A 24,704-nucleotide genomic window follows, 5' to 3' on the forward strand; every position below is an offset into this window, starting at 1 on the left:
CTCGAGCGGTTTATCTCTGCAGCATGCGGGCGCCGCCTTACGCGGCGTTGACCAGCGCCATGCCCTCGAATTGGTGATAGCCGATCGCCGTTGCAAGGATGCTCGCGGGGATGCCGTCAAACGGCTTCTCGGTTGCGGCATCAAAGACGGGGTAGGCGGCCTTGCGGTCGACGGCGAGTGCCGCCAGCGCAACGGCGAACGGAAACTGCGCTTCCTTCATATGCCCGGTCAGCGTCGAGAAGCCGCGCGCTGATATCGCCGGATTGGCATCGAGCGCTGTTTTCTCAGCAGTGGTCGCGGTATGCGCGCCCGAGGCGCCCGAAAGTGCGAGCAGCTTGCCGTTTGGCAGCGCCGCCTGGCTCAGCAGTGCGGCGATCTCGGTGTCGAGTTCTCCGCGCGACCGCCTGGCGCGGCCTGAGACCACCGGTCCGAGCTCGGCATAGATCTTGCGCCCGCGGCTCATCGCGTGTTCGCGCTGTTCCAGCACCAGGAAGGCACCGCCGGAGCCAGTTACAACACCGCCGCCCTCGGCGCCCTGTCTTTGCCAGACAGGTTTCCAGGCGCCGCGATGCAAATAGCCGGCCAGTTCGTAGCCGAGCAGCATGTCGGAATGTTCGGTCTGGAAGGCACCGCCCACCAGGACGTGCGTGGACTGGCCGGAGCGGATCCGTGCGGCCGCCGTCTCGACGGCGGAAACACCGGCACCTTCCTCGCCCATGAAGGTGCGCGACGAGCCGGTCACCTTGTGGACGATGGAGATGTTGCCGGCGAGCAGGTTGGAAAGCTGCGCCAGGAACAAGGTCGGCCGCAGTTCGGTGGTCAGCTTCTCGTTGAGCAGCACGTCGCGGTCGTTGCGGCTCTCGGATGCGGCCAGAATGACGGTATCGACAGCCTCGTCGCGCTCGCCGCCGCCGGCGGCGACAACCATATCCATGGTCGTGCAAAGCTCGTCATTGCCCTTGATGCCGGCGTCGTCCAGCGCAAGGCCGGCGGCATAGGTGCCGAGCCGCTGCCATGTTTCCATCTGCCGCTGGTCGCCGCGTTTGGCGATCTGCAGGTTCCAGTCGATCTCCGGCAGCGGGTGGACGGTGTAGGGCGCAAAGCGCGCGGCTTCGAGCACCGGCTGCAGGCCCGGCTGCGCCAGCTTCTGCCAGTGGGCGTCAGGGCCTTCCCCCAGCGAGGAGACAAGGCCGATACCAGTGATGACGACGTCGCGGGGGCTGCTCATGAGCGGCTTTGTGTGTCAGGCGGTGGAGCGCGTCAAGGTCGCGCGCTCAACTTGACGTCAGGCGGTCTTGGCGGCGACCAGCGCGTCGATCTTGGCGCACAGGTTCTTCATGACGAAGTAGTCGTCGGTCGAAGCCTTGCCGTCATTGACTTCCTGGGTCCACTTTTCCAGCGGCACCTTGATGCCGAATTCCTTGTCGATGGCGAAGACGATGTCGAGGAAATCGAGGCTGTCGATGCCGAGATCGTCGATCGTGTGGCTCTCGGGCGTGATGGTGTCGATATCGATCTCGCTGGTGTCGGCAATGATCTTGGCGACTTTGTCGAACGTGGTGGACAAGGGCTTTTCCTTCTTTGCGGGCGGAATCTGTCCGCATCTTGTTTGGGCGCTGTCTAATCGGTTTTTCCCGGCAGGAAAAGGCCTGATAGTCCGGGCGCAGATGGGAAGCGTGCCCAAGAAACGCAAGAAGGGCCGCCGGTCAACCCGGCGGCCCTTCCCATTACGTCAGGTTAGTCTTTGTTTCGATGCATGTCGTTTTCCCAAAACCGGGAACCACTTTTCGGGCGACATGCATCAGCTGTCGCGGAGCTTGACCAGGTCGTTCAGCAGTCCGCCCGTTCCGTTGTGGACGGTCAGCCGCTCGACCTTGCCGGCGATGGTTTCCAGAGCCTCGAGCTCCTTCAGCCGCAGCATCACCGGGTTCTCCGCCATCACCCGGGCCGTGTTGAGCAGCGAACGCGTGGCGTTCGTTTCCTCGCGGCGGCGGATGACGTTGGCCTCGGCCTGCTTTTCGGCCGACACCACCTGGTTGAGGATCTCGCGCATCTCGCCCGGCAGGATGACATCCTTGAGCGTGATATCGCTGACCTCGACCCCGATCTCGGCCATGTCGGCACGGACCTTGGCCGCGGCTTCCTCGTCGATCGTCACCTTCTTTTCAAGGATCTGGTCAAGCGTCAGCCCGCCAAGCGTCTTGCGGAAGGCGTACTGGAGGGCGCGGTAGAGGGCTTCGGAGAAGTCCTTCACAGCACTCACCGCCTTGACCGGATCGACGACCCGATACTCAGCGGCGATGTTGACACGGATCGTGACGCGATCCTTGGTCAGCACTTCCTGCCCGGCGACGTCGAGCGACTGGCGCTTGAGGTCGACGACCTTGACCTGCACCATGCGTCCGACGTTCCAGAAGCCATGCACGCCCGCAGCCAGCGTCCGGACCGGGACGCCGTCGACGAACAGCAGCCCGGCCTGGCCGTCGACAACCGGGTAGACGGACATCAACTCCGCCTTCCGGGCTTGGCCCAGCCGGCGCATGACCGCCGGATCGATGGCGAGGTCACCCGAGGTGTCGACCATCGTCACCTTCCACGGCCCGGCATCCGTCCACAGCACCAGCTTGCGGTCCGGCGCCAGCACGGCATGCAGATTGCCGTCACGCTCGATGACGGCGACATCCGTGCGCCCGGTGCGAACGACGGTCAAATGACGCGCGGCCACATCCGGGAGCTTGTCAAACAACGCCTTCTCGTATGCCGAAACGAATTCCGGGTTCTTCAGATCGTGCCGGGATACTTCCAGGCTTCCGCGCCGGTTGGCGAGCCAGTGCTCGCCCGGCAGCAGGACGGCCTTGATCTCCCCCTTGTAGAGGGTGAGGGCACGTTCGTTTTCCTTAACAAGGACGCGCTCGCGTCCAAGAACCTTATCGAGAACAGTCATTGTCTTACTCCTGTCGGGCATGGCCCCATGCGAGGCGTCAACTCATGCGTCGATCTTCACTTCGTTTCTCGTTTCACGTCGTCATGGTCCGGGCACGAATGATCCGGAGACCAGTGGCATCAAATCGCAGCGGGCCTTCGGGAGCGGATCGCGGGTCAGCGAAGCGGGCGCCGGAGGCCGAAGCCTCCCTTGCCGGCGACACTGCGCCTTGACCATCACCGCGGGCCTGGCCGCGAGCCGATGGCGTTGGACCTTTCGGAACGGCCTTGGCCCGAAGGCTTCGGTCATTCGTCAGGTCTTCGGCATTCCAGTCCTCGGACCGTTTTCAGATAACACCTGGCAGGGTGCTGGCTTATCAGGCCAATGGAGAAGGAATCGAACCTTCGACAGTCAGATTAACAATCTGATGCTCTAACCAAACTGAGCTATCCGTGGTGCAGACAGCAGGATTCGAACCTGCGACCTCCGGATCCAAATCCGGCGCTCTCCCAAACTGAGCTACATCCGCGATCCCAATCCCCAAAGCGGCGCCGTATACAGGACGGCAATGCCGCCTGCACGGGCGGAGACGAAAGCTCCAACCGTTGTGCTCACTTCGGTTTTCGTGACCGGGAGCGCGGCTATAGAGCCTGCGACGGGTTGTCGCAAGCGGCATTGTCGCGGCGAATTCGTGGCTTCTTTCGGCAGTTGCATTTCGGCAACATATGGGTCAATCCAGTTGATTGTACCAATGTACCATGGTAGGAGCGCGACATGAACATCGAGCGTGTACAGACTGGCGTGCGCCTGGAAAAGCGGTTGGTGAAGGTGCTCAAGGCCCTGGCGGAGCATCGCGACATGAGCCTCGGCGATCTCATCGAAGGTATCGTGCTGCATGCTTTCGAAGGGCAGGCGCCGTTTTCGCCGGAGACGCTCGAAACGATCAGCCAGTTGAAACGCATCTACGGGTTGGAGCTTGGCGCGGCGGACAGCCACCGTCTGACTGAAGCGCCATCTTCTAACTGAGCGGAAAGGGAAGGCGGATGACGAGCCATCTTGAACGCAGCCACAGCATCGTCCTTTCCGGGCCGGTCGATCGCGTCTTTCCGCTGTTCACGCCGATCGGCGAGACCTTGTGGGTGGATGGCTGGGACCCGGAATTCCTGCACCCGCAAGGTGGAGAAACACGGCAAGGCATGGTCTTTCGAACCGTCCACGGCGACGAGACAACGCTCTGGGCCTGCGCCGACTGGGATCCAGCCGCGCATCGTGCCCGCTATGTCAGGGTCACGCCGGACTCGCGTTTCGGATTTGTTGAAGTGGCCTGCCGCTCGGCTGCCGATGGCGGCACCGAAGCATCGATTGCCTATACGTTCACGGCTCTGAACGCGGCGGGAGAATCCTATCTGTCTGAACTGACGGAGGATGTCTTCGCGCACATGATCGAGACATGGAAAGTCCGCATCGACGCGTGGCTGCTCAGTGAGATGTCAGCTGGCTCCGGTCATCGTTAGAAAGTGACGCGGCCGAGCACGCGCAGACCATCGCCTTGCGGCTCGACCACCACGGCTTCGCCCTCGCGTGGCGAGATGCCGGTGAGCGCCACGATGTCTTCCAGATGAGTGACCATGACCAGATTGTCGGAGCCGGTATAGGCGCGGATTTCCTTTATGATGGCGGCGATCTGTGCTGCCTTCTGCGCATCGTCGCCTTTCAACAGATCAAGCGGCGCAAACAGCTCCGGTTCGGCCTCGAAGGCGATGCGCGCGGTGTCGAGGCAGCGGCAGTAGCGGCTGGACAGCACGCGCTCGATCGGCGCGGCGCGAGCGGCAAACAAGGCGCCGATCTTGCTCGCCTGCTGCTTGCCGCGCGCCGACAGGTTCATCTGGGTGGCGCAGCTATCGATGTCGAAATTGGCGGGGTCGGTTGTGCCGGTGACCATGGCATGACGCAGCAGCACGACATGGCCGCCATCGCGCAGCAGCGCCCAGCCGGCATCCGTGGCATGGGCGGCGACGGGAATGACGAGCAGGAGCAGGGCCAGGGCAAATCGGATCATCGCAGTCCTTCCAGGAGCCGACATCGGTTCCGGCGATTCGCATATAGGGATCGGAACGCCGGCACAAAGACAAGCGGGCGTTGCAGATGTCCCAGCCTCACTTTTTGGCGATTTGCTTTTTCACCAGATCGATCTTCTGGTCGGTCAGCGGGATGGGGATGGTGTAGCCGGCCTCGGTAAAACCCTGCTTGGCGTTCTCGAAGAACTCGATGGCCTTGAGATACTCGGCCTTGCCGCCGCCATAGCTGGCGCGGTTCCAGTGGATGTCGCCGAGATTGTTCTGTTCGAAGGCCCATTGCAGGGGCTGGCTCTCCCTGGTGAACACTTTCAGCGTCGCCGTGAAAGCCGCCTCGGCCTCGTCGAGATATTTGCCGGTCCGTTCGATATTGCCGAGATTGAGCAGGCTCATGCCGATGCCATTTTGAGCGTTGGCCCAGTCGACCGGTGCCGTCTCGATGGTCAGCACTTCCAGTGCTGCCCGCCGCGCGGCGATCGAATCCCGCAGGATCTTGGGATCGGCATTGCTCATGCTCAGCCAGTGCAGCGTCGAACCGAGACCGGCCTGGGCCAGCGCCCATTGTCGCGGATTTGTCTCGCGCTTGTACTCGCGCAACGCATTGCCGTAGGCGTCGACCGCCTCGCTGTAATGCTCGGGCTTGTCCGTCACGCCGCCCAGCAGCTGCAGCGTGTTGCCGAGATTGTAATAGCACATGGCCCAGTCGAGCGGGAATTTCCGCCTGACATAGACCTGCCGAGCCGCCTGGAACGCTGCCACCGACTGTTCGAGCCTGGCCGCATCGCGGGTCCGCTGGCCAAGCGTCTGGTAGATCGAACCGAGATTGTTCTGGGCGGACGCCCAGTCCATCGGGAAGCGCTGGCGGGTAAACACCGTCAGCGCGTCGTCATAGGCCGCGGCGGCCTCTTCGAGCGTGTCCGTGCCCAGGTCGAAGCGGGCGACACCACTCAGCGCGTTGCCGAGGTTGAGCCGGCTGGTTGCCCAGGAAACCGGGAAGGTCTCGCGGGTTCGCACTTTCAGCGCGGCGCGGAAGGCATCGGCCGCGTCGTTGATCTTGGCCTTGTCGTTGAGCTGGATGCCAAGCGTCACCAGCGTGTTGCCGAGATTGTTCTCGACCATCGCCCATTCCACCGGGGCTTTTTCGCGCGTGTATTCCTCGAGAGCCAGCCGGTAGGCAGCTTCCGCGTCCTTCAGATGCTCGCCGGCGGGTTCCCGCTCGGAAAGCGCATAGAGCACCAGGCCGAGATTGTTCTGCGACGCGGCCCAGTCGAGCGGTAGCTTGTCGCGCGGGCGCTTTTCCAGCGCGGCGCGCATCGCCGCCACCGCCTCATCGAGGCGCTTCGGATCGCTCTCGCGTTCGCCGATCTTCAAGAGCACATTGGCGAGATTGTTCTGCGCGGCCGCCCAATTGGGGTCGTCCTTCTCGCGCTCGAAGACGACAAGCGAATCGCGGAAGATCTGCGCGGCTTCTTCTAAATGCGCCGTCTCGGTCTCGCGCTCGCCGATGGTCTGCAGCACCACCGCCATGTTGTTGCGGGTGATCGCCCAGTCTCTGTTCTGCTCGCCATTGGGAATGAAGTTCAGGATGACATGATAGGCTTCGATCGCGCGCTGGAGTGCATCAAGATCGCCGGTGGCGTAGCCGTGGGCGTTGAGCGCCTCGGCTTCCTGGTTCTTGTAATTCCAGCGCAGCTTGTCGTCCCATTTCTCGACCAGCGAGAAGGACTTGGCGTAGTCGTTGGCGGCGGATTTGTAGTCGAAGACCAATGCGGCGGCATCGGCGCGTTTGGCATAGATCGAGGCGTCGGCGATGCGTTTTTGCCTGACCATTTCCTCGGCGTTGTCAACGGCACCGCTGTTCTGCTCGACCCTGCCGACGGCGTCATCGAGGAATTTGCGTGCCGTCACTATGGCGCCCTGGCCGATCGCCTTGTCGGCGGAGGCGACCAGGCGCTTGATCTCGGGATCGTCGGTGCGCAGTGCGGCTCGTTCCGACATCATTTTCTTCAGGCGCTCGGCCTGGGCGCCAAGCACCTTCTGAAGGTCGGTCGGATCCTCGGGGATCTTGTCCGTACCGAGCGCCCTCAGCACGCCATAGAGCGCGTCGAGCGGCACGCCATCCTGCAGCGAGGCCAGTTCCACCTGCGCCCGCTTCGGATCGGGCAGGTCGGAAATGGTCAAGAGCAACTGCCGCCTCTCGCCCGTGATCAGCCCGTCATCACCGGTCGGCTCCGGCGGCGCGACGCCGAAATAGAGCAGCCGGCGCAGGCTTTCATTGACCCAGGGGCGCTGCTTGGCCTTGGTGTCGAGATAGACTTCCTCGGTTACCATGCGCATGACGGAGCCGAACTCCGTGCCTTTCATCGCCGCGAGGTGGCGCAGCAGGGCGGCGGCGTAAGGGCTGTTTTCGCCGGCCGCGCCATCGAGCGCCGGGCGACCCGGTTCGGCGGCGAAACCGACCACCGTGCCGAGGCTCGCATCTTGCGCCGACGCATTGGCGAGGGTCTTGGCGCCACGCACCGGTTCCAGCCCGCCGGCACCGATCGGCTCGGCGGAAGCGGTCGGAGCCCGGCGCACCACGGCGTCCGCCGGGAACGGATTGGTGCGGCAGGCATCGAGCAGCACGATCGTCACCGGCACGGTCTTCTTCAATTCGTCCATGACCGAGGAAATCGGCACCAGGGCCTGGCCTGCGTCCTTGAGCGACGAGACGTCGGCGTCGACCGGAACCAGATAGTTCTCGCCGCCGGCTTCGATGCCGTGGCCGGAGTAATAGATGAAGGCGACGTCGGCGCCCTCGGCATCCTCGACGAAGCGCTCGAGGTCACGCTTCAGCTTGGCGGCATCGCGATCGGTGACGTTGCGGGCGTCGAAGCCGAGGTCGGTCAGCATCTTGGCCATGTCGCGGGCGTCATTGGCAGGGTTGGGCAGGGCAGCGATGTGCAGGTAGTTCGACTGGCCGATGATCAGCGCCACGCCCTTGAGGCTCTTCGTCTCGGCAAATGCAAGCGCCGTCGCGGCAAGACAAAACAGCGCGGCGACGAAGGCCGTCAGCCACATCCGCGCTAGAAAATTGCGTCCTGAGGTTTCGACAAAGGTCATTTGTCGCTGGTGTCCGCCCTGATACTCCAAACCCTCTATAACGCTGCCAGTGTAGCATGATCAAATTTGGGCATGATCAAAATCGGGCGTGATTGCGCCGCGCGCGTGGCTCGCCTATCCCTGAAAAATGTCTCCGCTTACAGAAACCGTCCTATTCGTCTTCAGCCTGGTTGCGCTCGGCTATCTCGCCGGGTTCACAGGCTATCTCAGGCCGGCGAGCGGCGAAGGGATATCGGATTTCGCGGTCTCGGTGGCGATGCCGCTGCTTCTGTTTCAGACGATGGTGAACGCCGATTTCCACGGCGTCGCGCCATGGCCGTTGTGGGGAGCCTATTTCACGGCGGTGGCGATCACCTGGGCCGCCGGCCATATCGTCACCACGCGGATCTTCGGGCGCGATGCGCGCGCCGGGGTCGTCGGCGGCGTGTCGTCGGCCTATTCCAATGTGGTGCTGCTCGGCGCTCCCTTCATCCTTGGCATATTCGGCCCGAGCGGTTTCGAAGTGCTGTCGCTGCTGGTCTCCGTGCATCTGCCTGTGATGATGATGGCCTCGATCGTGCTGTTCGAGATGTTCGGCCGCGGCAGTGGCGAACATGTGCATCCGCTGCGCGTGCTGCGCAGCTTCCTGCGGCGGCTGTTCATCAACCCGCTGATTATCGGCATTCTGCTCGGGCTGGCGTGGCGGCTGAGCGGCGTGCCGCTGCCCGACCTCGTCATGCGGCTGGTCGATGCGCTGGCCGACACGGCCGGGCCGGTGGCACTGTTTGCCATGGGGCTCAGCCTGCGCCGCTTAGGCGTTTCCGGCAATGTCCGCCCGGCGCTGGCGCTTTCGGTGCTGAAACTGTTCCTGATGCCGGCGCTGGTTCTTGCCTTCGTCTGGCTGCTCGGCCTGCCACCGATGACCGCCAAGGTGGCGGTCGTGGTCGCGGCGCTGCCGTCAGGCATCAATTCCTATCTGATCGCCGTGCAGTTCAACACCGGCCAGGCGCTGGCATCGAACCAGATGACCATCGCCACCGCCTGCGCCGCCGTCACCACGGCTTTCTGGCTGACGGTGGTGGTTCATGTCTTTGGTTAGGTCTCAGCTTTTTAAACTAATTCACATGTGAAGGACTAGCCTTGGGCTGGCCCAACCCCTATATGCCATCTTGCGATTGCTTGCGGGCCTTGCCCTAGGTAAAGAGCAGTGGCTCCGGCGTGCCGGCTTCAATCATGGCGCACGCTCACCGAAGATTTCACAGACCGGCCCGTCAGTGCGCCGAACGGAGGATAGACCATGCTTCAGAAAACCAGCCATTTCATGCGGCAGGCCAATCTCATTAACGGCGAATGGGTGCAGGCAGACAGCGGCCTGACGGTCGACGTCAACAACCCCGCTACCGGCCTGAAGATCGGCACCGTGCCGAAGTCGGGTAAGGCGGAGACCCGCCGCGCCATCGAAGCCGCGGACGCCGCCTTCAAGACCTGGCGCAAGACGACCGCGCTCGAGCGCTCGAAGCTGCTGCGCAAGCTGCATGACGCGATGATGGACAATCAGGACGTGCTGGCCGAGCTCTTGACCATCGAGCAGGGCAAGTCGCTGTTTGAATCGAAGGGCGAGATCGGCTCGGCCGCGGCCTACATCCTTTGGTTTGCCGAGGAGGGCCGCCGCACCTATGGCGACGTCGTGCCCTCGCCATGGGCGGACCGCCGCATTCTGGTGACCAAGGAGCCGGTCGGCGTCATCGCCGCCATCACGCCTTGGAATTTCCCGTCCTCGATGCTGGCCCGCAAGCTCGGTCCCGCACTCGCCGCCGGTTGCACCGCCGTGGTCAAGCCGGCTTCGCAGACGCCTTACTCCGGTCTCGCATGGGGTGCGCTGGCCGAGGAAGTCGGCTTCCCCAAGGGCGTCGTCAACATCCTGACCGGTTCGGCCAGCGAGATCGGCGACGAAATCTGCGCCAACCCCCTGGTGTCGAAGATCACTTTCACCGGATCGACCGAGGTCGGCAAGCTGCTCATCCAGAAGTCGTCGGTCACCGTGAAGAAGGTGTCGATGGAACTCGGCGGCAACGCGCCGTTCATCGTCTTCGACGACGCCGACATTGAGCGGGCCGTCGCCGGCGCGATCACCGCCAAGTACCGCAACTCCGGCCAGACCTGCGTCTGCACCAACCGCTTCCTGGTTCAGGCCGGCGTCTACGACAAGTTCGTCGAGAAGCTGGCCGCGGCCAGCAACGGGCTTAAGGTCGGTTCCGGCCTCGAGGAAGGCGTTCAGCAGGGGCCGCTGATCGACGAGAAGGCGGTCGAGAAGGTCGAGGAGCTGATCGCCGACGCAACCTCGAAGGGCGGCAAGATCGTCGCCGGCGGCAAGCGCCATGCGCTGGGCGGTTCGTTCTTCCAGCCGACGGTGATCGCCGACGCCACGCCCAAGATGCGCTTCATGAAGGAAGAGATTTTGGCCCGGTTGCACCGGTGTTCAAGTTCGAGACCGAAGCGGAAGCCATCGCGCTCGCCAATGACACCGAATTCGGTCTCGCCTGCTATTTCTACACCGGCGATCTCGGCCGCGCCTTCCGTGTCATGGAAGGGCTGAAATACGGCATGGTCGGCGTCAATGAAGGCCTCATCACCACGCCGGAAGCGCCGTTCGGCGGCGTCAAGGAATCCGGCCTTGGCAAGGAAGGCGGACATCAGGGCATCGAGGACTACCTCGATACCAAATATGTCTGTATCGGCGGCCTCGGCCTCTGATACCTTATTCCCAGGGTCGGCGGGCCAGGCCAGCCGACCCTGGGGCGAGAACCAGCCGAGATCTTCTGAACTAACTGGCGTTTGCGGGCATGACGATGAAGGACGGCGAGGTTTTCGGCACGACGCAGGCGGGTGAGCCAGTGCGCCGCTTCACCATCAGGGGCGGCGGTCTCGCCGCCAACATCATCGGCCTCGGCGCCATCATCCAGGATTTGCACCTGACCGGCCATGATGCGCCGCTGGTGTTAGGCTACGACACTTTGCAAGCCTATGAGGCCGACAACGCCTTCTTCGGCGCGGTGGTCGGCCGCTATGCCAACCGCATCCGCGACGGCCGCTTCACCATCGCCGGCCACCGCTACCAGACCGAGCAAAATTTCCTCGGCAAGCATACGCTGCATGGTGGTTCGCAAGGCTATTCGCACCGGCCGTGGGCGGTTTCGCTGCATGGCAGGGACTTCGTCACGCTGACGCTGCACGATCCCGACGGCGCGATGGGCTTTCCCGGCGCGCTCGACGTCACCTGCACTTATCGGCTGAAGATCCCCGGCACGCTCAGCGTCGAGCTGACGGCGACCTGCGAGGAGCCGACGCTGTGCAATCTCACCCAGCATTCCTATTTCAACCTCGATGATGGCGGCGCCGGCGACATTCTCGACCACAGGATGATGCTGAATGCCGGCGCCTATTTGCCAGTCGATAGCGATATGATCCCGACCGGCGTGGTCAAGCCGGTCGACGGCACGCCCTTCGATTTCCGCCAGGCGCGGCCACTTCGCATGGAGACCGAGGGCGAGCAGCTGCCCTATGACCAGAACTTCTGCCTTGCTTCGACGCGCGGGCCGCTTCGGCAAGCGGCATGGACGCAAGGGGCGACTTCCGGCGTCGAGATGGAGGTCTGGACCACGGAGCCCGGCGTCCAGCTCTATACCGGCCAGTATGTGACGCCGCGCAAGGGGCTGGAAGGGCGGAACTACAAGGCGTTTTCAGGCTTCTGCCTGGAGCCGCAAATATGGCCGGATGCACCAAACCGGCCGTATTTTCCGCAGGCCACGCTGTGGCCGGGCGCGATCTATCACCATGTGACGGAATATCGTTTCCGCCTCCCATAGTTTTCCAGGCGGCTAGTTTTCGAACGCCGCCCGTAGCGTCTCGAACGGCGCCAGCGCGCCGCGAACCTGCACCACGGCGGCGGCGACGCGATGGGCCCGGCTTGCCGCTTCCCGCGGGTCATGGCCGGCAAGACGCGCTGCGAGATAGCCGCCATTGAAAGAATCGCCGGCGCCGGTGGTGTCGACGGGGGCCGCGACATGGATCGCCGGCACGTCGTGCAATGTTCCGCTCTCGGCAATCAGCGCCGGCTGTTCGCCATTCTTCACGACGACTTCTTGACCACTTGCCCAAGGCGGTCAGCTGTTGCCTGCGGCGTCTCATCCCCAAACAGCATCTGCTCGTCGGGAAAGGTCGGCAGCGCGATGTCGGTGACGGCGAGTGCCTCGACGATCGCCGCCTGCGCGTCCTCGCGCCGACGCCAGAGCCGTGGCCGGTAATTGGGATCGAAGGCGATCAGCGAGCCCGCCGCCCTTGCCTTGGCCACAGCCGCCAACAACGTTTTGCGCGCGGCATCGTCCAGAATTGCCAAAGTGATTCCGGAAAAGTACACAAGCGCCTGATTTTCAAGGTTTTTCGACAGTGCGACGGAATCCGAGGCAAGCTGCCGCGCGGCGGCGTCTCCGCGCCAGTAGGTGAAGGAGCGCTCGGCACCGGTCAGCGTGATCGCGTAGAGGCCGGGGCGCGCGCCCGCTATCACCGGACTGGAACCGACGCCGATGCCGTTTTCGGCGAAGAAGCCAATCTGGCCTTGTGAGAAGGGGTCGTCGCCGAAGGCCGAGACATAGGTCGCCGGACGGTCACCGCTCAGCGCATGCAGCGCCCACAGCGTGTTGAACGTGTCGCCGGCAAAACCCATGCGCCAGTTCGGGCCGGTCTGGCCCGACAGTTCGAGCATGCATTCGCCGATCGAGGCGACGCCGTTTCCCGCCATCTGCAATCCTCCAGTGATTTCGGTGCTGTAGCTTTTTGCCGGCGGCAGCGCCATGGTTGGCAAGACGGGTTTTTCAGCCACAGCGTTTTCCCACAGGCTGGCGGGACGCGATCCACCCGGCAGAGCGTTGTCCGCAGAAGAGGAACCGGTTTGGCATCGATATGGCGTTATCTCTTGGCGGGTCTTGGTCTGGCTGCGCTGCTAGTCGGCGTTCTCGCGGTCGTCTATCTGACGGCGCCGCAAAGCGCGCAGCTTGCTGGCCCGGATGTCTCGCGCACGAAGAAAACCGACAACGGGCTGTACATGGCGAGCTTCGTACCGGAACGGGGCGTGGTGCGGCAGGGCGAACTGGAATCCTGGCTGCTGACGCTGAAAACAAAGACAGGGGCTTCGGTGGAGCGAGCCGCGATCGCCATCTCCGGTGGCATGCCGCAACACAATCACGGCCTGCCGACCAGCCCGCAGGTGACCGATTACCTGGGCGAGGGCCGTTACCGCATCGAGGGGCTGAAATTCACCATGAGCGGCTGGTGGCAACTTCGGTTCGCCATCTCGTCCGGCGCCGGCTCCGACACGGTGCTGTTCAACGTGGTGCTATGAGCAATCGATGAAGCGCCTTTTCTGCTTTCTGGCGCTGATGGTCGCCGTCATCCTCGTCGGCTGCGGCAAGCCGGATTTTTCCGACGCCGAGAAGAAGACCATCGCCTCGCTGGCGCTGAACACGCTGCCGTCGTTGAAGCCCGACACCACCAACCGCTTCGCCGACGTGCCGGCGGCAGCCGCGCTTGGCTCGACGCTGTTCTTCGATCTCGGTATGAGCCGCGACGGCACGGTGTCGTGCTCGACCTGCCACAAGATCGACCGCCAGTTCCAGGACGACCTGCCGCAAGCCGTCGGCGTCGGCCGCACCAATCGGCGCACCATGCCGCTGGCCGGCGTGGCGCGCGACCCCTGGTTCTTCTGGGACGGCCGCCGCGACAGCCTGTGGGCGCAAGCGCTGACGCCGCTGGAAAACCCGCTAGAGCAGGCGGGAAACCGCGCGGCTTACGCGCACTACATCAAGGCGCGCTTCGGCGAGCGCTATGAGCGCATTTTCGGGCCGCTGCCCGACCTTTCCGGCATGCCGCTGAAAGCCAGCCCGCTCGGAAACGAGGTCGAAAGGGCTGCGTGGAACGCGATGAGCGATGCGCAGCGCGACGCCATCAACCGCGTCTATGCCAATATCGGCAAGGCGATCGCCGCCTTCGAACGTTCGATCGAGCCGGCGCAGACGCGCTTCGACCGCTTTGCGCTGGACCTTGCCACCGGCGCCGAACCAAAGGGCGACGCGGTCTTTACGCGGGAAGAAATCCTCGGGCTGAAACTGTTCATCGGCAAGGCCAATTGCGTGACCTGCCACAACGGCCCGCGCTTTACCGACAACAGCTTTCACAACACCGGCGTACCGCCCGTCGCGGACCTGCCGCCGGATCGTGGCCGCATCGATGCGGTGGCACAGGTCCAAGCCGATCCGTTCAACTGTTTCGGCGCCTATCGCGATGGCGACGTCGCCGCCTGTGGCGAATTGCGCTTCATGGTCAAGGATGCGCCGCAACTGATCCGCGCCTATAAGACGCCGTCGCTGCGCGGCGCGGCCACGCGGCCGCCCTACATGCATGCCGGGCAGTTTTCGTCGCTCGACGAAGTGGTGGCGCATTACGCCAAGGCGGCACCCAGTGTGGAGGGGACAACCGAGATCCATCCGCTGCAGCTTTCAGACCGTGAACGCGCTGCGCTGGTGGCGTTCCTGAAGACGCTGTCGGAGTAGGCTCTTGTTGACCATGATCTTGTCCGAAAACCGGCCTCCACTTTTCGGGATCATGGTCATCGATCCTTCACCGTTTCCATCGCCACAAAGGTCGAGGTCTGAGCGACATGGGGGAGGGCCGAGATGCGCTCGCCGAGCACGCGGCGGTAGGCGGCGATATCCCGGGTGCGCACCTTCAGCAGATAGTCGAAGCTCGACGCCATCATGTGGCACTGTTCGATCTCCGGCACAGCCTGCACCGACCGGTTGAAGGCGTCGAGAGCGGCGGAACGGGTGTCGGACAATTTCACCTGGACGAAGGCGACATGGCCTTCGCCCATGCGCTCGCGGTCGATGATTGCCTGATAGCCCCTGATATAGCCATCCTTCTCCAGCCGCTTCACCCGCGCCTGCACCGGTGTCTTCGACAGACCGACCTTTGCCGCCAGTTCCGACATCGAAAGCCGGCCATTGCTTGCCAGCGCCGACAGTATGTTCCGGTCGATGCGGTCCAATTGGTCTTCTGTCATCGAAAGTGCAGTCCATATGCTGATATTTCAGGCGTGATGATAGATCGAATGACCTACGAAGTCGATTTCTTTGGACCGACCAAAATCTGCACCTGTGCTAGCTTGCGCCATTCGGTCCGGTGACCGCCGGCCCGCTCCCTGATGCTTGCTCCACAGGACCCGCCATGCCGCTCGACACCATCCGCCAGCAGATCCGCGCCAATTATCTTCCCGACGAAGACGAGGCCGTGAAGCGGCTGGCCGAGGCGACAGGGCTTTCGGCTGGGGATCGCGATGCGATCTCGGCGCGCGCCGCCGATCTGGTACGGGCGGTGCGCGGATCGTCCGATCCAAGGCTGATGGAAGTTTTTCTCTCTGCCTACGGTCTCTCCACCAAGGAGGGTGTGGCGCTGATGTGCTTGGCCGAAGCGCTGCTGCGCGTGCCCGACACCGAGACGATGGACGATCTCATCGCCGACAAGATCGCGCCGCATGACTGGTCCGCCCATTCCGGCGGATCGAGCTCGATCTTCGTCAACGCCTCGACCTGGGCGCTGATGCTGACCGGCCGTGTCCTCGACGAGGGCGAGGGCGGTATCGAAGGCACGTTGCGCTCGATGGTGCGCAGGCTGGGCGAGCCGGTGATCCGCAAGGCGGTGGCCGCCGCCATGCGCGAAATGGGCGAACAGTTCGTGCTCGGCCGGACCATCGCGGAGGCGGTCAAGCGCGGCCGGCCGATGACGCAGAAGGGCTATCTCTATTCCTTCGACATGCTGGGCGAGGCGGCCCGCACCGAGGCCGATGCATTGCGCTACCACAAGGCCTATGCCGACGCGATTTCCTCGCTGGATTCCGGCTCCAACGGCCCTGACATCCGCCAGAACCATGGCATCTCGGTCAAGCTCTCGGCGCTGCATCCGCGCTACGAGGTGGCGCAGAAGGAGGAGATGCTGCCCGTGATGGCCGAGCGGCTGCTGTCGCTGGCGCTCGCCGCCCGGCATTCGCGCATGGGGCTCAACATCGACGCCGAGGAAGCCGATCGCCTCGATCTGTCGCTCGACGTCATCGAACGCGTGCTGGCAGAGCCGGAGCTCGCCGGCTGGAACGGTTTTGGTGTGGTGGTGCAAGCGTATGGGCCACGCGCGGCCTTCGTCATCGACTGGCTCTACGCGCTGGCCAAGAAGTACGACCGCACCATCATGGTGCGGCTGGTCAAGGGCGCCTATTGGGACACCGAGATCAAGCGGGCGCAGACGCTCGGGCTCAACGGCTACCCAGTCTTCACCCGCAAGGCCAACACCGACGTGTCCTATATGGCTTGCGCGAAAAAACTGCTTGGCATGACCGACCGCATCTACCCGCAGTTCGCCACCCACAACGCCCACACCGTCGCCGCCATCCTGTCTATGGCTGATAATCGCGATGCCTTCGAGTTTCAGCGTCTGCATGGCATGGGCGAGGCGCTGCACGAGACGGTGCGCCAGGCCGAAGGCACGCGCTGCCGCATCTATGCGCCGGTCGGCGCGCATTCCGACCTGCTGGCCTATCTGGTGCGCCGGCTGCTCGAGAACGGCGCCAATTCCTCCTTCGTGCATCAGCTGACCGACGAGGACGTCGAGCCGGAGGATATCGCGCGCGATCCGCTGGAGACCGTCGAGGACCAGGGCCCTGCCGCCAATCCGGCGATTGCCCGGCCGTCTCAGATTTTCGGGATCGGCCGCCGCAATTCGAAAGGCTTTGACATCACCGACACGGTGACGCTGGCGGCGATCGACAAGGCCAGGGCGGCCTTTGCCGGACCGGATCGCTGGCATGCCAAGCCGATTACGCGCGCCGCCGGCTACGGCAAGCAGCGCCCGATCGTCAATCCGGCCAAGCCCGATGAAGTGGTCGGCACGGTTCACGAGGCGTCCGCCAAGCAGGTCGCGATCGCCGTGCGCATCGCGGTGGAAGCGCAACCGGCCTGGGCAAAGCGCCCCGTTGCCGAACGCGCCGCCATCCTCAACCGTGCCGCCGATCTCTACGAAGCCAATGCTGTCGAGTTCTTCGCGCTCGCCACGCGCGAGGCTGGCAAATCGTTGGCCGACGGCGTGGCGGAAGTGCGCGAAGCCGTCGACTTCCTGCGCTACTACGCCGCCGAGGCGGCAAACGCCGAGATAGGCACGCAAGCGCGCGGCGCCATCGTCTGCATTTCGCCGTGGAACTTTCCGCTCGCCATCTTCACTGGCCAGATTGCGGCGGCACTCGTCACCGGCAATTCGGTGATCGCCAAGCCGGCCGAGCAGACGCCGCTGATCGCCTTCCGCGCCGTCGAACTGCTGCGCGAGGCCGGCGTGCCGGAAGACATCATCCAGCTTCTGCCCGGCGACGGCCCCTCGGTGGGCGCGCCGCTGACGGCTGACCCGCGCATTGCCGGCGTCTGCTTCACCGGCTCGACCGAGGTCGCCAAGCTGATCGAAAAGCAACTGGCCGAGACCGCGGCACCCGACGCCATGCTGATCGCCGAGACCGGCGGCCTCAACGCCATGATCGTCGATTCCACCGCGCTGCCCGAGCAGGCGGTGCGCGACATCCTGGCCTCGGCCTTCCAGAGTGCCGGCCAGCGCTGCTCGGCGCTGCGCGTGCTCTATGTGCAGAAGGATGTCGAGAAGAAGATGCTGGAGATGCTGAAGGGCGCCATGGAAGCGCTCAACATCGGCGATCCCTGGCGGATTTCGACCGATGTCGGTCCGGTCATCGACGATGAGGCGCAGGCTTCGATCCGCGACTATTGCACGAAGAAGGGCCTCGAAGGCCGGCTGATCGCCAAGCTCGAGGCGCCAAAGGATGGCCGCTTCGTCGCGCCGCATGTCTTCCGGGTCAAAGGCATCGAGGAGATGGACCGCGAAGTGTTCGGGCCGGTGCTGCATGTCGCCACCTTCGACGCCGATGAAATCGACGCGGTGATCGCCGCCATCAACCGCAAGGGCTATGGCCTGACCTTCGGCCTGCACACCCGCATCGAAGGCCGCGTCCAGCATTTCGTCGATGGCATCCATGCCGGCAACATCTATGTCAACCGCAACCAGATCGGCGCCGTTGTCGGCTCGCAGCCCTTTGGCGGCGAGGGTCTGTCCGGCACCGGGCCAAAGGCCGGCGGGCCGCATTATCTGCGCCGCTTCCGCAAGGGGCCGGAAGCTGGCACGGAAGTTGGCGAGGGCCACAAGGTGACGGCGACCGAATTGGCCGACAATCTGCCCGATCCAACGCTGGGTGGCTGGTCGACCCGCCCGGACCGGATCGCCATCCTGAGGAAGCACCTGCGCGGCAAGGGCGCGGCGGCAATCGGCGCTGCCGCTGCAATCGATTTCGGTCAGGTCGACCTGCCCGGACCGACCGGCGAGGCCAACACGCTGTCGCTGTCGCCGCGCGGCCGGGTGCTGTGCCTGGGGCCGGATGCCGACACGCTGCTTGCCCAGACGATCCAGGCGCTCGCCGCCGGCAATGCGGTGCTGGCCGTGGCACCGGGCGCACCGGCGGCTCTCTCCGCATTGACCGGCAAGGGACTGCCTTTGGCTGCGATCGACGGACGCCCCGATCCGGTCGAAGCGCGCTCGCTGCGCGTCGACGTCGTCGCTTTCTCCGGCACGCCGGAGGCGGCGCGCATCGTGCGCAAGGTCATCGCCGACCGGATTGGCCCGATCGTGCCGCTGGTCAGCGAGGTGCTCAACCCGGCCGCCTATGCGCATGAGCGGGCCGTCTGCGTCGACACGACTGCCGCGGGCGGCAATGCCAGCCTGCTCGCTGCGGCATAAAGACTATTCACACCTCGCTTGCCTTGTGTCGAGTTGCCGGGGATAAGCATGGGCGGCAATTCGAGCGGGGCGACCGATCAGATGGAAGACAAGTCCCCACCGTTTGAGCTGCCGCGCGTGGCGGTGGTCATCACCTGCTACAATTACCGGCCCTACGTCGAACAGGCGATCCGCTCGGTGTTGGCCCAGACCTACCGGAACTGGGACTGCGTCATTGTCGACGACGCCTCGACCGACGGCTCGGCCGACCATATCCGCCAGCTTCTGGCAGCCATAGACGATCCGCGCCTGCGCCTGCTGGCGCGTTCGCAAAATGGCGGGCAGATCTCGGGATTCCGCGATGGCTTTGCCGCGACTGACGCGCCTTTCGTGGTATTTCTCGATTCCGACGATGCGTGGCTGCCGGATTTTCTCCTGGCGCATCTGTCCGCCCACCTCAACGCAACATATTCGGCCGCGCTGTCGAGCTCCGATGTGTTCCTGGTCGACGGCAGCGGCACCTTGCTGAGCAGCACTTTCCTTCCCTTGCGCAAACCGCGCTCCGGGCCCGATGGCGATGGCGTTGCCATCGCGCCTGGTGGCCAGCTTGCCGGCATAGCGCCCGGGATTGCCTACGCATCGGAGCATCCAATGACTTATTTCGCGCCTGCGACAACCGGCTGGCTATGGTCACCATGCTCGGCGATCATGTACCGGCGTGGCGCGCTGGAACCGGTCTTGTCCTTCCCGTTCAAGGCCAAGATGGGGGCGGACTATCTGACGGTCACATGTGCGCATCTGGCCGGCGGCAGCCTCATCCTGTCCGAAGGCCTCAGCCTCTATCGCCTGCACGGGTCGAACATGTCCTCCACCGGCATTGCCTTTGCCGGCGGCCATGTACCGCAGACGCCTGCCCACCGAGCCCACAAGAGCATATTGGCGGCGGATGTCGTCGACTATGTGTTGGAGAATTCAGCCTGGCTCAGTGATGTCAACGGGCGCAGTTTCATACCCGCATTCCTGACGCAGCATGTGCGTCAGTTCAGGGAGCTGGCCGATGATCCGCGGCTGATGCGATACCTGACCCGGGGACGGCCCTGGCAGTGGCTGCGCATGCATGTTGGCCACTGGCTGCGTCGGCTGGGTGGGCGCGGTTCGACGCGATCATGACGAGGATGCCCGAGGTTCTCGCATTTGCTCGGGCAAAGCCACGTCAGGCGCCCTCGACGACGGAAAAGCCCTCGAATTGCGGGTGGCCGAGATAGTGGACCTTCGTCGTGCCGACATTCCTGTGCGCGGCGCGGAAGTTTTCCGATTTGGTCCAGGCGACGAAATCATCCTGGCTCGCCCACACCGTGTGTGAGGCAAACAGCGTGTAGCCTTCGGTCTCGTTGACCGGGCCGCGCAGCAGGTGGAATTCCCGAAAACCCTTCATCTCGGCAAGGCTGGAATCACGGTTCTTCCACACGGCCTCGAAATCGGCTTCCGAGCCTTTCTGCACCTTGAAGCGGTTCATGGCGATGTACATGGGGTTCCTTTCGGCTATTCGCGAGCGTTGATGTTGGGTGGTTGCTTGATCGGTCAAGGCGAGAAGGGGCCGATTGGCGCTTTGAACCGCCAGCTCATCAGCCCGGTCTCGGGAGGAATCGGCGGGAACGGTGCCTGTTTTCGCACCAGTTCCAAAGCGAATTGATCGAGTTCGGCCGAGCCTGAGCTTTTGGCAAGCTGCAGGTCGGCAATGTTTCCATTGGCCAGCACGACAAATGCCACCAATGCGTTGTTGCGGGCTGTCGTCTGCGCAGATTTCGATACGCGGCGATTGGCGCGAGCCAACTTGCTGGCTACCTCGCCGCTATAGCGGGACGCCGCCGCGTTCCCGGTATCGGCTCGCTTTCGGCCCTTGCTCGCAATTGCCGCCTTGGTTTCGTTGCCGTCCGCTGTGCCGCGCTCCTCATATGCTTCGCTTGCAGTTGCCGGGACGGCTGTCGGAGTTGGCCTTGCACTGGGGATCGGTGGTTGCTCGGGAATGGCGACAGGCATCTGGGCGCTCTCAGCCTGGACACTCGGCTCTGCCGACGTTTCGGCCTTGGCAGCCACGCTCTGGTTATCAGGACGCGGGGTTGCCGCCACCAGTATGTCCGGCGTGACCGCTGGCTGTTTGACAGCTTCCGGCAAAGGCTTGGCTGCTTCCTGGGTGGGTTCGGCAGCTTGCTTCACAGCTTGCCGCTCAGGCTGCGAAGGTTTTGTCGGTGGCCTCGGTTTCGGCTCCAGCGTGACATTGATTGCCGCCGGATCCTTGTCCAACGCACTGCCGGCCACCTTGTCTCCGATCTGATCGCTGCCTTCCGATTGCACCGCATCCCTGGAATTGAATGGGCTGGAAGGCGAGATCAGAAAGAATGCCGCCGCAGCGCCATGGAGCAGGCCGGAGACGACGATGGTAGCGGGCCATTTGCCGTTACGGGCCGCTGGCCGTGCGACTGCAAGCGGCTCGGCCGGCGCTATCGCCAGCTCGCTGCCAGCGTCGGGGAGGGGGCTGATTTCCTGCATGTCGCGGGCCGGAAATTGCAGCGACCAGCGGGCAAAAGTCAAATCAAGATCGTTTGCCCCGCACGGCAGCAGACTGGAGCCGGCCAGAGGCCAGGCCACGGCATTTCCTGTGAATGCGGGATGCAGTCCCAACGCCGGTCTCAGACGCCGAAAGCGATGCCGGTCTTGGTGTCCGTCTTCAGCTTGCGCATGCAGGCGGCCGGTTCGACGCCGGTGCCGGCACACTCGGTCGCGCTGTTGATCAGCACACGGCTGACCTTGGTGCAGTCGGTGCCGGCGAGATCAAAGCGCGTCACCTTGGTCTTGCCTGCCGGCAAGTCCTTGAAGTCGAGCACGGTGAGCCGGTCGACGACGCCGGCCGCGTTGAACAGCGCGATCTCGAACGCCGCCTTGGAGAGGTCGGCGCCAAGATTGTTGTTGACCAGGAAGGTCAGCCGGCAGCCCTTGTCGGAAGGCTGCGCGGCATTGAGTTCCAGGGTCAGCGCGGGTACCGGCGCGGACCCTTCAGCCCACGCCGGAACCATCGCCAGCGACACCGCAAACGCCGAGGTCAGCAGACGAAGGGATGTCGTCAAGCTCGTCATGATCATCAGCCTCCAAACCGCATGGTTGCCGCCAGTTTCAACGTTATGCTTGGCTCATAGACCGCGATTGTCGTGCTGCCGTTGAGCGGATTGGCGTATTTGACGTCGAACAGATTGTCGGCGCGGAAATCGACCTTCAGATTGTCGGTCGCCTGATAGCTGGCGAAGGCATTGACCAGCGTGTAGTCCTCGGCCACCGCATTGCCCTTCGGCTTGCCGTTGTACTGCACTTCGCCGCCGACGGTCAGCTTGTCCTCGAGGAAGCGCAGGCCGAGTTGGGCGGTGACCTGCGAAGAGGGGATAGTGGCGAGATCGGCTTCCACACCCTTGTAGGAAATGGTGTGGCCATTCGTGATCGAGGCCGAAAGTCCCGCATAGCCCCATCCGGCGTCGTAGACGCTTTCAAACTCAAAGCCGCGGATCTTGGCCTTGGCGAAATTCTGGTACTGATAGCAGATCGGAATGCCTGGGCCGAACGGGCAACCGCTGCCAGGAGCGAACGGCGACAATGTCACGCCTTCGATATAGTCGTCGACGTCATTGTTGAAATATGCCGCCTTGACGCGGAGCGCGTCGCCAGCCTCCAATATATCGTTCTGCTTGTAATTGATGCCGAATTCGGTCGTCTTGCCGATCTCAGGTCGCAGGTTCGGATTGGGCAGGAATGGGAAGGTGACACCTGCCGGATGGTTGCCGCTGATCAGCGTCTCCGTGAGGGAGGGCGAACGGTAGCCCTCTGCGTAAGTGCCATAGAATTGCAAGCCGGCAAGGCTGGCGTTGTCGAAGGGCGAGACGCCGACTGTGATGCGCGGCGACAACCGGTCGCCCGATGTATCGTGGGTGTCATCCTTGAGGCTGTAGCTGTCGTAACGCAGCCCGGCGATCACCTCGAGCCAATCCCAGGTGAGTTTATCCTGGACATAGGCGCCGGACACATTCCGCTTGCCCGACGGCGTGTAGAAACTGTCGCCACCGGCGGTGCCGCCAGTCTTGACGTCGTCATTCACCCAGTCGCCGCCATAGGTCAATTCGTGCGCAACGCCACCGGTCTCGAATCGTGAGGTGTTCCAGATGTCGATTGCGGCCGTGCCGACATCGAAAGTCGATGTCGAGCCTGCTGGCAGCACCACCGGAAGACCTGTGACCGGATCGAAGCGGTTTTGCGGAACGAGGCTGGTCAGATCGAGATTGGTCTTGTTGTAGGAGTTGTTGATGTGGAGATCGAGCCAGCTCTTGTCTTCGTCAGTGACGTTGTAACGCGCCGTGAATGTGTTCGACTTCAGGTCGACATCGTTGACCGGCACACCGCCGCTGGTTTCGTCCCAGCTGTCGCTTGAGCCGACCCAGCCCAGCTTCAATTCACTGTTGTCGGTCGGGCGGATGGTGGTCTTGAGCAGGCCGCTCAGCACGTCGAAGCCGGTGCCGTTGACGGTGTCGCCGCCGCCATCCTTGTAGTCGTCATAGTTGCGGTAGACGATGTTGCCCAAGACGTCCCAGTTCTCGTTGACGCGGTAGGCGCCGGTGGCGCTTGTGGTCCAGCCCTTGCCATTGCTCTCGTAGCGTCCGGTTACCGAAGCGCCCCACGTTTCCTCCGGCTTGAGGAAGTCTGCGGCGTCCTTGGTGTCGAAGAAGACGACGCCGCCGATGGCGCCGGAGCCATAGGTGTTGGCGACTGGACCGCGGATCACATCGACGGATTTGATGAGCTCGGGATCGATGTAGAAGGTCGACTGGGTGCCGTGGTCGGAGCGCTGGAAATCCTGGCGCGCGCCGTCGACGATCACCGCGACGCGGCCGAAATCCTGCAGGCCGCGTATGTTGATGCTGGTGCTGACGCGCCTGGCGTCGGCTTGTGCTGCGACCCCGGGCACGCCGAAGAGCATTTCGTTGGGTGTCGTTGCCATGCGGCGGTCGAGCTGTTCCTTGTCGAGATGGCTGGCCGAGGCCAGCGATTCGATCGCCGTCTCGCCGGTGCGGCTGAGCACCAGGATCTTGTCGAGCAGCGTCGCACCCGCGGAGGTCGCTTTATACTGGTCAGCTTTCTTCGATTGATCCGTCTGCTCGCCCGCCGGTTGCGTTGCTTGTTGGGCATGCGCCGATGGCGCGGACAGGGCGATCGCCGCCACGCTTGCCAACAAAGCCGCCACACCGCTCGCCGCCGACCGGCCGCGCCATTCCCAGTTTACCAACAACCCCATGCCCCAACTCCAGATTCCAGGTTTCGTGCTGGCTGGCCCGTGGCTCGCTGGCATTTTTGATCGTGTCCGGCGTGTTAAATGTTGACTCATTTAATCCGGTATTGCACTGACTAGTAAACATGATTATTCAAGTCAAGAAATGAATCGGATCTTCGCAACGCCTAGCCAGACGCCCGGCACAGGAAAGGGATCGACCCAGATGAACACCCACAATCCCAATGACTTTCGCTACCGCGTCCGCCGTTCCGACGAAGCCCCCGTCACCCGTTTCGACCGGGTTCCGCTGGCGGTCAGAACATTGTCCAGCAACACGCTGTTCCAGGGCGAGCATGAGATCGGCATCGAACATCATGGCGCTCTCTACCGGCTGAAGATCACCCGTCAGGGCAAGCTCATTCTCAACAAGTAAGGCAAGGCAGTAGGGACG

General features: G+C 63.5%; 19 protein-coding genes, 2 tRNA genes and 2 pseudogenes. 10 read left to right on the forward strand and 13 right to left on the reverse strand.

What is annotated here, in order from left to right; translation table 11 throughout:
- Nucleotides 1–37: 37 nt before the first annotated feature.
- The 5 genes from AC0V8S_RS19410 to AC0V8S_RS19430 form a co-directional block, all read right to left on the reverse strand.
- The gene (locus AC0V8S_RS19410) at nucleotides 38–1,228 is read right to left on the reverse strand and encodes a beta-ketoacyl-ACP synthase (RefSeq protein ID WP_475432846.1); all 1,191 of its coding nucleotides are present in this window, start codon (nucleotides 1,226–1,228) and stop codon (nucleotides 38–40) included.
- Between the two features lie 57 nt (nucleotides 1,229–1,285).
- Entirely contained in the window at nucleotides 1,286–1,567 is a 282-nt protein-coding gene (locus AC0V8S_RS19415; RefSeq protein WP_010909964.1) for an acyl carrier protein, read from the reverse strand.
- Nucleotides 1,568–1,801: 234 nt separating this feature from the next.
- The gene (locus AC0V8S_RS19420; protein WP_475432847.1) at nucleotides 1,802–2,944 is read right to left on the reverse strand and encodes a slipin family protein; all 1,143 of its coding nucleotides are present in this window, start codon (nucleotides 2,942–2,944) and stop codon (nucleotides 1,802–1,804) included.
- A gap of 360 nt (nucleotides 2,945–3,304) precedes the next feature.
- Nucleotides 3,305–3,374, reverse strand: a tRNA-Asn gene (locus tag AC0V8S_RS19425).
- 2 nt (nucleotides 3,375–3,376) lie between these two features.
- Nucleotides 3,377–3,452 (reverse strand) — tRNA-OTHER (locus tag AC0V8S_RS19430).
- 245 nt (nucleotides 3,453–3,697) lie between these two features.
- Between AC0V8S_RS19430 and AC0V8S_RS19435 the strand changes: the two genes are divergently transcribed.
- Nucleotides 3,698–3,949, forward strand: coding sequence for a hypothetical protein (locus AC0V8S_RS19435; RefSeq protein ID WP_475432848.1), 252 nt, complete (start codon nucleotides 3,698–3,700; stop codon nucleotides 3,947–3,949).
- 17 nt (nucleotides 3,950–3,966) lie between these two features.
- Entirely contained in the window at nucleotides 3,967–4,437 is a 471-nt protein-coding gene (locus AC0V8S_RS19440; protein ID WP_475432849.1) for a hypothetical protein, read from the forward strand.
- On the opposite strand, the gene AC0V8S_RS19445 is transcribed toward AC0V8S_RS19440, so the two are convergent.
- Complete coding sequence (locus AC0V8S_RS19445) at nucleotides 4,434–4,982, reverse strand: histidine phosphatase family protein (protein WP_475432850.1); 549 nt, start codon at nucleotides 4,980–4,982, stop codon at nucleotides 4,434–4,436. The genes AC0V8S_RS19440 and AC0V8S_RS19445 overlap by 4 nt on opposite strands.
- A gap of 97 nt (nucleotides 4,983–5,079) precedes the next feature.
- Nucleotides 5,080–8,100, reverse strand: coding sequence for a caspase family protein (locus AC0V8S_RS19450; protein WP_475432851.1), 3,021 nt, complete (start codon nucleotides 8,098–8,100; stop codon nucleotides 5,080–5,082).
- 127 nt (nucleotides 8,101–8,227) lie between these two features.
- Between AC0V8S_RS19450 and AC0V8S_RS19455 the strand changes: the two genes are divergently transcribed.
- From AC0V8S_RS19455 to AC0V8S_RS19465, 3 genes and pseudogenes are all read left to right on the forward strand, one after another.
- Nucleotides 8,228–9,178: an AEC family transporter gene (locus tag AC0V8S_RS19455; RefSeq protein WP_475432852.1), complete on the forward strand. Its 951-nt coding sequence runs from the start codon at nucleotides 8,228–8,230 to the stop codon at nucleotides 9,176–9,178.
- Between the two features lie 198 nt (nucleotides 9,179–9,376).
- A pseudogene (locus tag AC0V8S_RS19460) lies at nucleotides 9,377–10,833 on the forward strand (NAD-dependent succinate-semialdehyde dehydrogenase).
- 89 nt (nucleotides 10,834–10,922) lie between these two features.
- Nucleotides 10,923–11,945, forward strand: coding sequence for an aldose epimerase family protein (locus tag AC0V8S_RS19465; RefSeq protein ID WP_475432853.1), 1,023 nt, complete (start codon nucleotides 10,923–10,925; stop codon nucleotides 11,943–11,945).
- A gap of 12 nt (nucleotides 11,946–11,957) precedes the next feature.
- Here AC0V8S_RS19465 and AC0V8S_RS19470 read toward each other — a convergent pair.
- Nucleotides 11,958–12,877: pseudogene (locus AC0V8S_RS19470) on the reverse strand (sugar kinase).
- Between the two features lie 150 nt (nucleotides 12,878–13,027).
- On the opposite strand from AC0V8S_RS19470, the gene AC0V8S_RS19475 reads away from it, so the two are divergent.
- Together AC0V8S_RS19475 and AC0V8S_RS19480 are read left to right on the forward strand one after the other, a co-directional pair.
- Nucleotides 13,028–13,477, forward strand: a complete 450-nt coding sequence (locus AC0V8S_RS19475; RefSeq protein WP_095200265.1) for a FixH family protein — start codon at nucleotides 13,028–13,030, stop codon at nucleotides 13,475–13,477.
- Nucleotides 13,478–13,484: 7 nt separating this feature from the next.
- Complete coding sequence (locus AC0V8S_RS19480) at nucleotides 13,485–14,684, forward strand: cytochrome-c peroxidase (protein WP_183460352.1); 1,200 nt, start codon at nucleotides 13,485–13,487, stop codon at nucleotides 14,682–14,684.
- Nucleotides 14,685–14,740: 56 nt separating this feature from the next.
- Here the strand turns inward: AC0V8S_RS19480 and AC0V8S_RS19485 are convergent, their stop codons facing one another.
- Nucleotides 14,741–15,193, reverse strand: coding sequence for an Lrp/AsnC family transcriptional regulator (locus tag AC0V8S_RS19485; RefSeq protein WP_064988817.1), 453 nt, complete (start codon nucleotides 15,191–15,193; stop codon nucleotides 14,741–14,743).
- 164 nt (nucleotides 15,194–15,357) lie between these two features.
- Here AC0V8S_RS19485 and putA point away from each other — a divergent pair, with 164 nt between their 5' ends.
- A complete protein-coding gene (putA, locus tag AC0V8S_RS19490) occupies nucleotides 15,358–18,966 on the forward strand; it encodes a bifunctional proline dehydrogenase/L-glutamate gamma-semialdehyde dehydrogenase PutA (protein ID WP_475432854.1) in 3,609 nt (1,202 codons plus the stop codon).
- Between the two features lie 48 nt (nucleotides 18,967–19,014).
- Nucleotides 19,015–20,115: a glycosyltransferase gene (locus AC0V8S_RS19495; protein ID WP_475432855.1), complete on the forward strand. Its 1,101-nt coding sequence runs from the start codon at nucleotides 19,015–19,017 to the stop codon at nucleotides 20,113–20,115.
- A 43-nt stretch (nucleotides 20,116–20,158) separates the two neighbouring features.
- Here AC0V8S_RS19495 and hmuQ read toward each other — a convergent pair whose 3' ends face one another.
- From hmuQ to AC0V8S_RS19515, 4 genes are read right to left on the reverse strand one after another with little or no spacing between them, the layout of a single operon-like run.
- Nucleotides 20,159–20,473 (reverse strand): heme-degrading protein HmuQ, encoded by a 315-nt coding sequence (gene hmuQ, locus AC0V8S_RS19500; protein ID WP_475432856.1) that lies wholly within the window; start codon nucleotides 20,471–20,473, stop codon nucleotides 20,159–20,161.
- A gap of 53 nt (nucleotides 20,474–20,526) precedes the next feature.
- Nucleotides 20,527–21,720 carry an energy transducer TonB family protein gene (locus AC0V8S_RS19505; protein WP_475432857.1) on the reverse strand — a complete coding sequence of 398 codons (1,194 nt, stop codon included), beginning with the start codon at nucleotides 21,718–21,720 and terminating at the stop codon, nucleotides 20,527–20,529.
- Complete coding sequence (locus tag AC0V8S_RS19510; protein WP_475432858.1) at nucleotides 21,636–22,079, reverse strand: hypothetical protein; 444 nt, start codon at nucleotides 22,077–22,079, stop codon at nucleotides 21,636–21,638. The genes AC0V8S_RS19505 and AC0V8S_RS19510 overlap by 85 nt, the downstream gene beginning before the upstream one ends.
- A gap of 5 nt (nucleotides 22,080–22,084) precedes the next feature.
- On the reverse strand, nucleotides 22,085–24,277 hold the full coding sequence (locus tag AC0V8S_RS19515; RefSeq protein ID WP_475432859.1) for a TonB-dependent hemoglobin/transferrin/lactoferrin family receptor: 2,193 nt from the start codon (nucleotides 24,275–24,277) through the stop codon (nucleotides 22,085–22,087).
- A gap of 199 nt (nucleotides 24,278–24,476) precedes the next feature.
- Here AC0V8S_RS19515 and hemP point away from each other — a divergent pair, with 199 nt between their 5' ends.
- Complete coding sequence (hemP, locus tag AC0V8S_RS19520; protein ID WP_027043821.1) at nucleotides 24,477–24,686, forward strand: hemin uptake protein HemP; 210 nt, start codon at nucleotides 24,477–24,479, stop codon at nucleotides 24,684–24,686.
- Nucleotides 24,687–24,704: the final 18 nt, after the last annotated feature.

It is taken from the genome of Mesorhizobium oxytropidicola, assembly GCF_056174625.1.

Bases quoted from the DNA above. Each gene is read 5' to 3' on its own strand.
- AC0V8S_RS19435 (WP_475432848.1), top strand. From the start codon at position 3,698: ATGAACATCGAGCGTGTACAGACTGGCGTGCGCCTGGAAAAGCGGTTG.
- AC0V8S_RS19410 (WP_475432846.1), bottom strand. From the start codon at position 1,228: ATGAGCAGCCCCCGCGACGTCGTCATCACTGGTATCGGCCTTGTCTCC.
- AC0V8S_RS19455 (WP_475432852.1), top strand. From the start codon at position 8,228: ATGTCTCCGCTTACAGAAACCGTCCTATTCGTCTTCAGCCTGGTTGCG.
- AC0V8S_RS19485 (WP_064988817.1), bottom strand. From the start codon at position 15,193: ATGACAGAAGACCAATTGGACCGCATCGACCGGAACATACTGTCGGCG.
- AC0V8S_RS19480 (WP_183460352.1), top strand. From the start codon at position 13,485: ATGAAGCGCCTTTTCTGCTTTCTGGCGCTGATGGTCGCCGTCATCCTC.
- AC0V8S_RS19465 (WP_475432853.1), top strand. From the start codon at position 10,923: ATGACGATGAAGGACGGCGAGGTTTTCGGCACGACGCAGGCGGGTGAG.
- AC0V8S_RS19495 (WP_475432855.1), top strand. From the start codon at position 19,015: ATGGGCGGCAATTCGAGCGGGGCGACCGATCAGATGGAAGACAAGTCC.
- putA (WP_475432854.1), top strand. From the start codon at position 15,358: ATGCCGCTCGACACCATCCGCCAGCAGATCCGCGCCAATTATCTTCCC.
- hmuQ (WP_475432856.1), bottom strand. From the start codon at position 20,473: ATGTACATCGCCATGAACCGCTTCAAGGTGCAGAAAGGCTCGGAAGCC.
- AC0V8S_RS19440 (WP_475432849.1), top strand. From the start codon at position 3,967: ATGACGAGCCATCTTGAACGCAGCCACAGCATCGTCCTTTCCGGGCCG.
- AC0V8S_RS19445 (WP_475432850.1), bottom strand. From the start codon at position 4,982: ATGATCCGATTTGCCCTGGCCCTGCTCCTGCTCGTCATTCCCGTCGCC.
- hemP (WP_027043821.1), top strand. From the start codon at position 24,477: ATGAACACCCACAATCCCAATGACTTTCGCTACCGCGTCCGCCGTTCC.
- AC0V8S_RS19450 (WP_475432851.1), bottom strand. From the start codon at position 8,100: ATGACCTTTGTCGAAACCTCAGGACGCAATTTTCTAGCGCGGATGTGG.
- AC0V8S_RS19420 (WP_475432847.1), bottom strand. From the start codon at position 2,944: ATGACTGTTCTCGATAAGGTTCTTGGACGCGAGCGCGTCCTTGTTAAG.
- AC0V8S_RS19515 (WP_475432859.1), bottom strand. From the start codon at position 24,277: ATGGGGTTGTTGGTAAACTGGGAATGGCGCGGCCGGTCGGCGGCGAGC.
- AC0V8S_RS19510 (WP_475432858.1), bottom strand. From the start codon at position 22,079: ATGACGAGCTTGACGACATCCCTTCGTCTGCTGACCTCGGCGTTTGCG.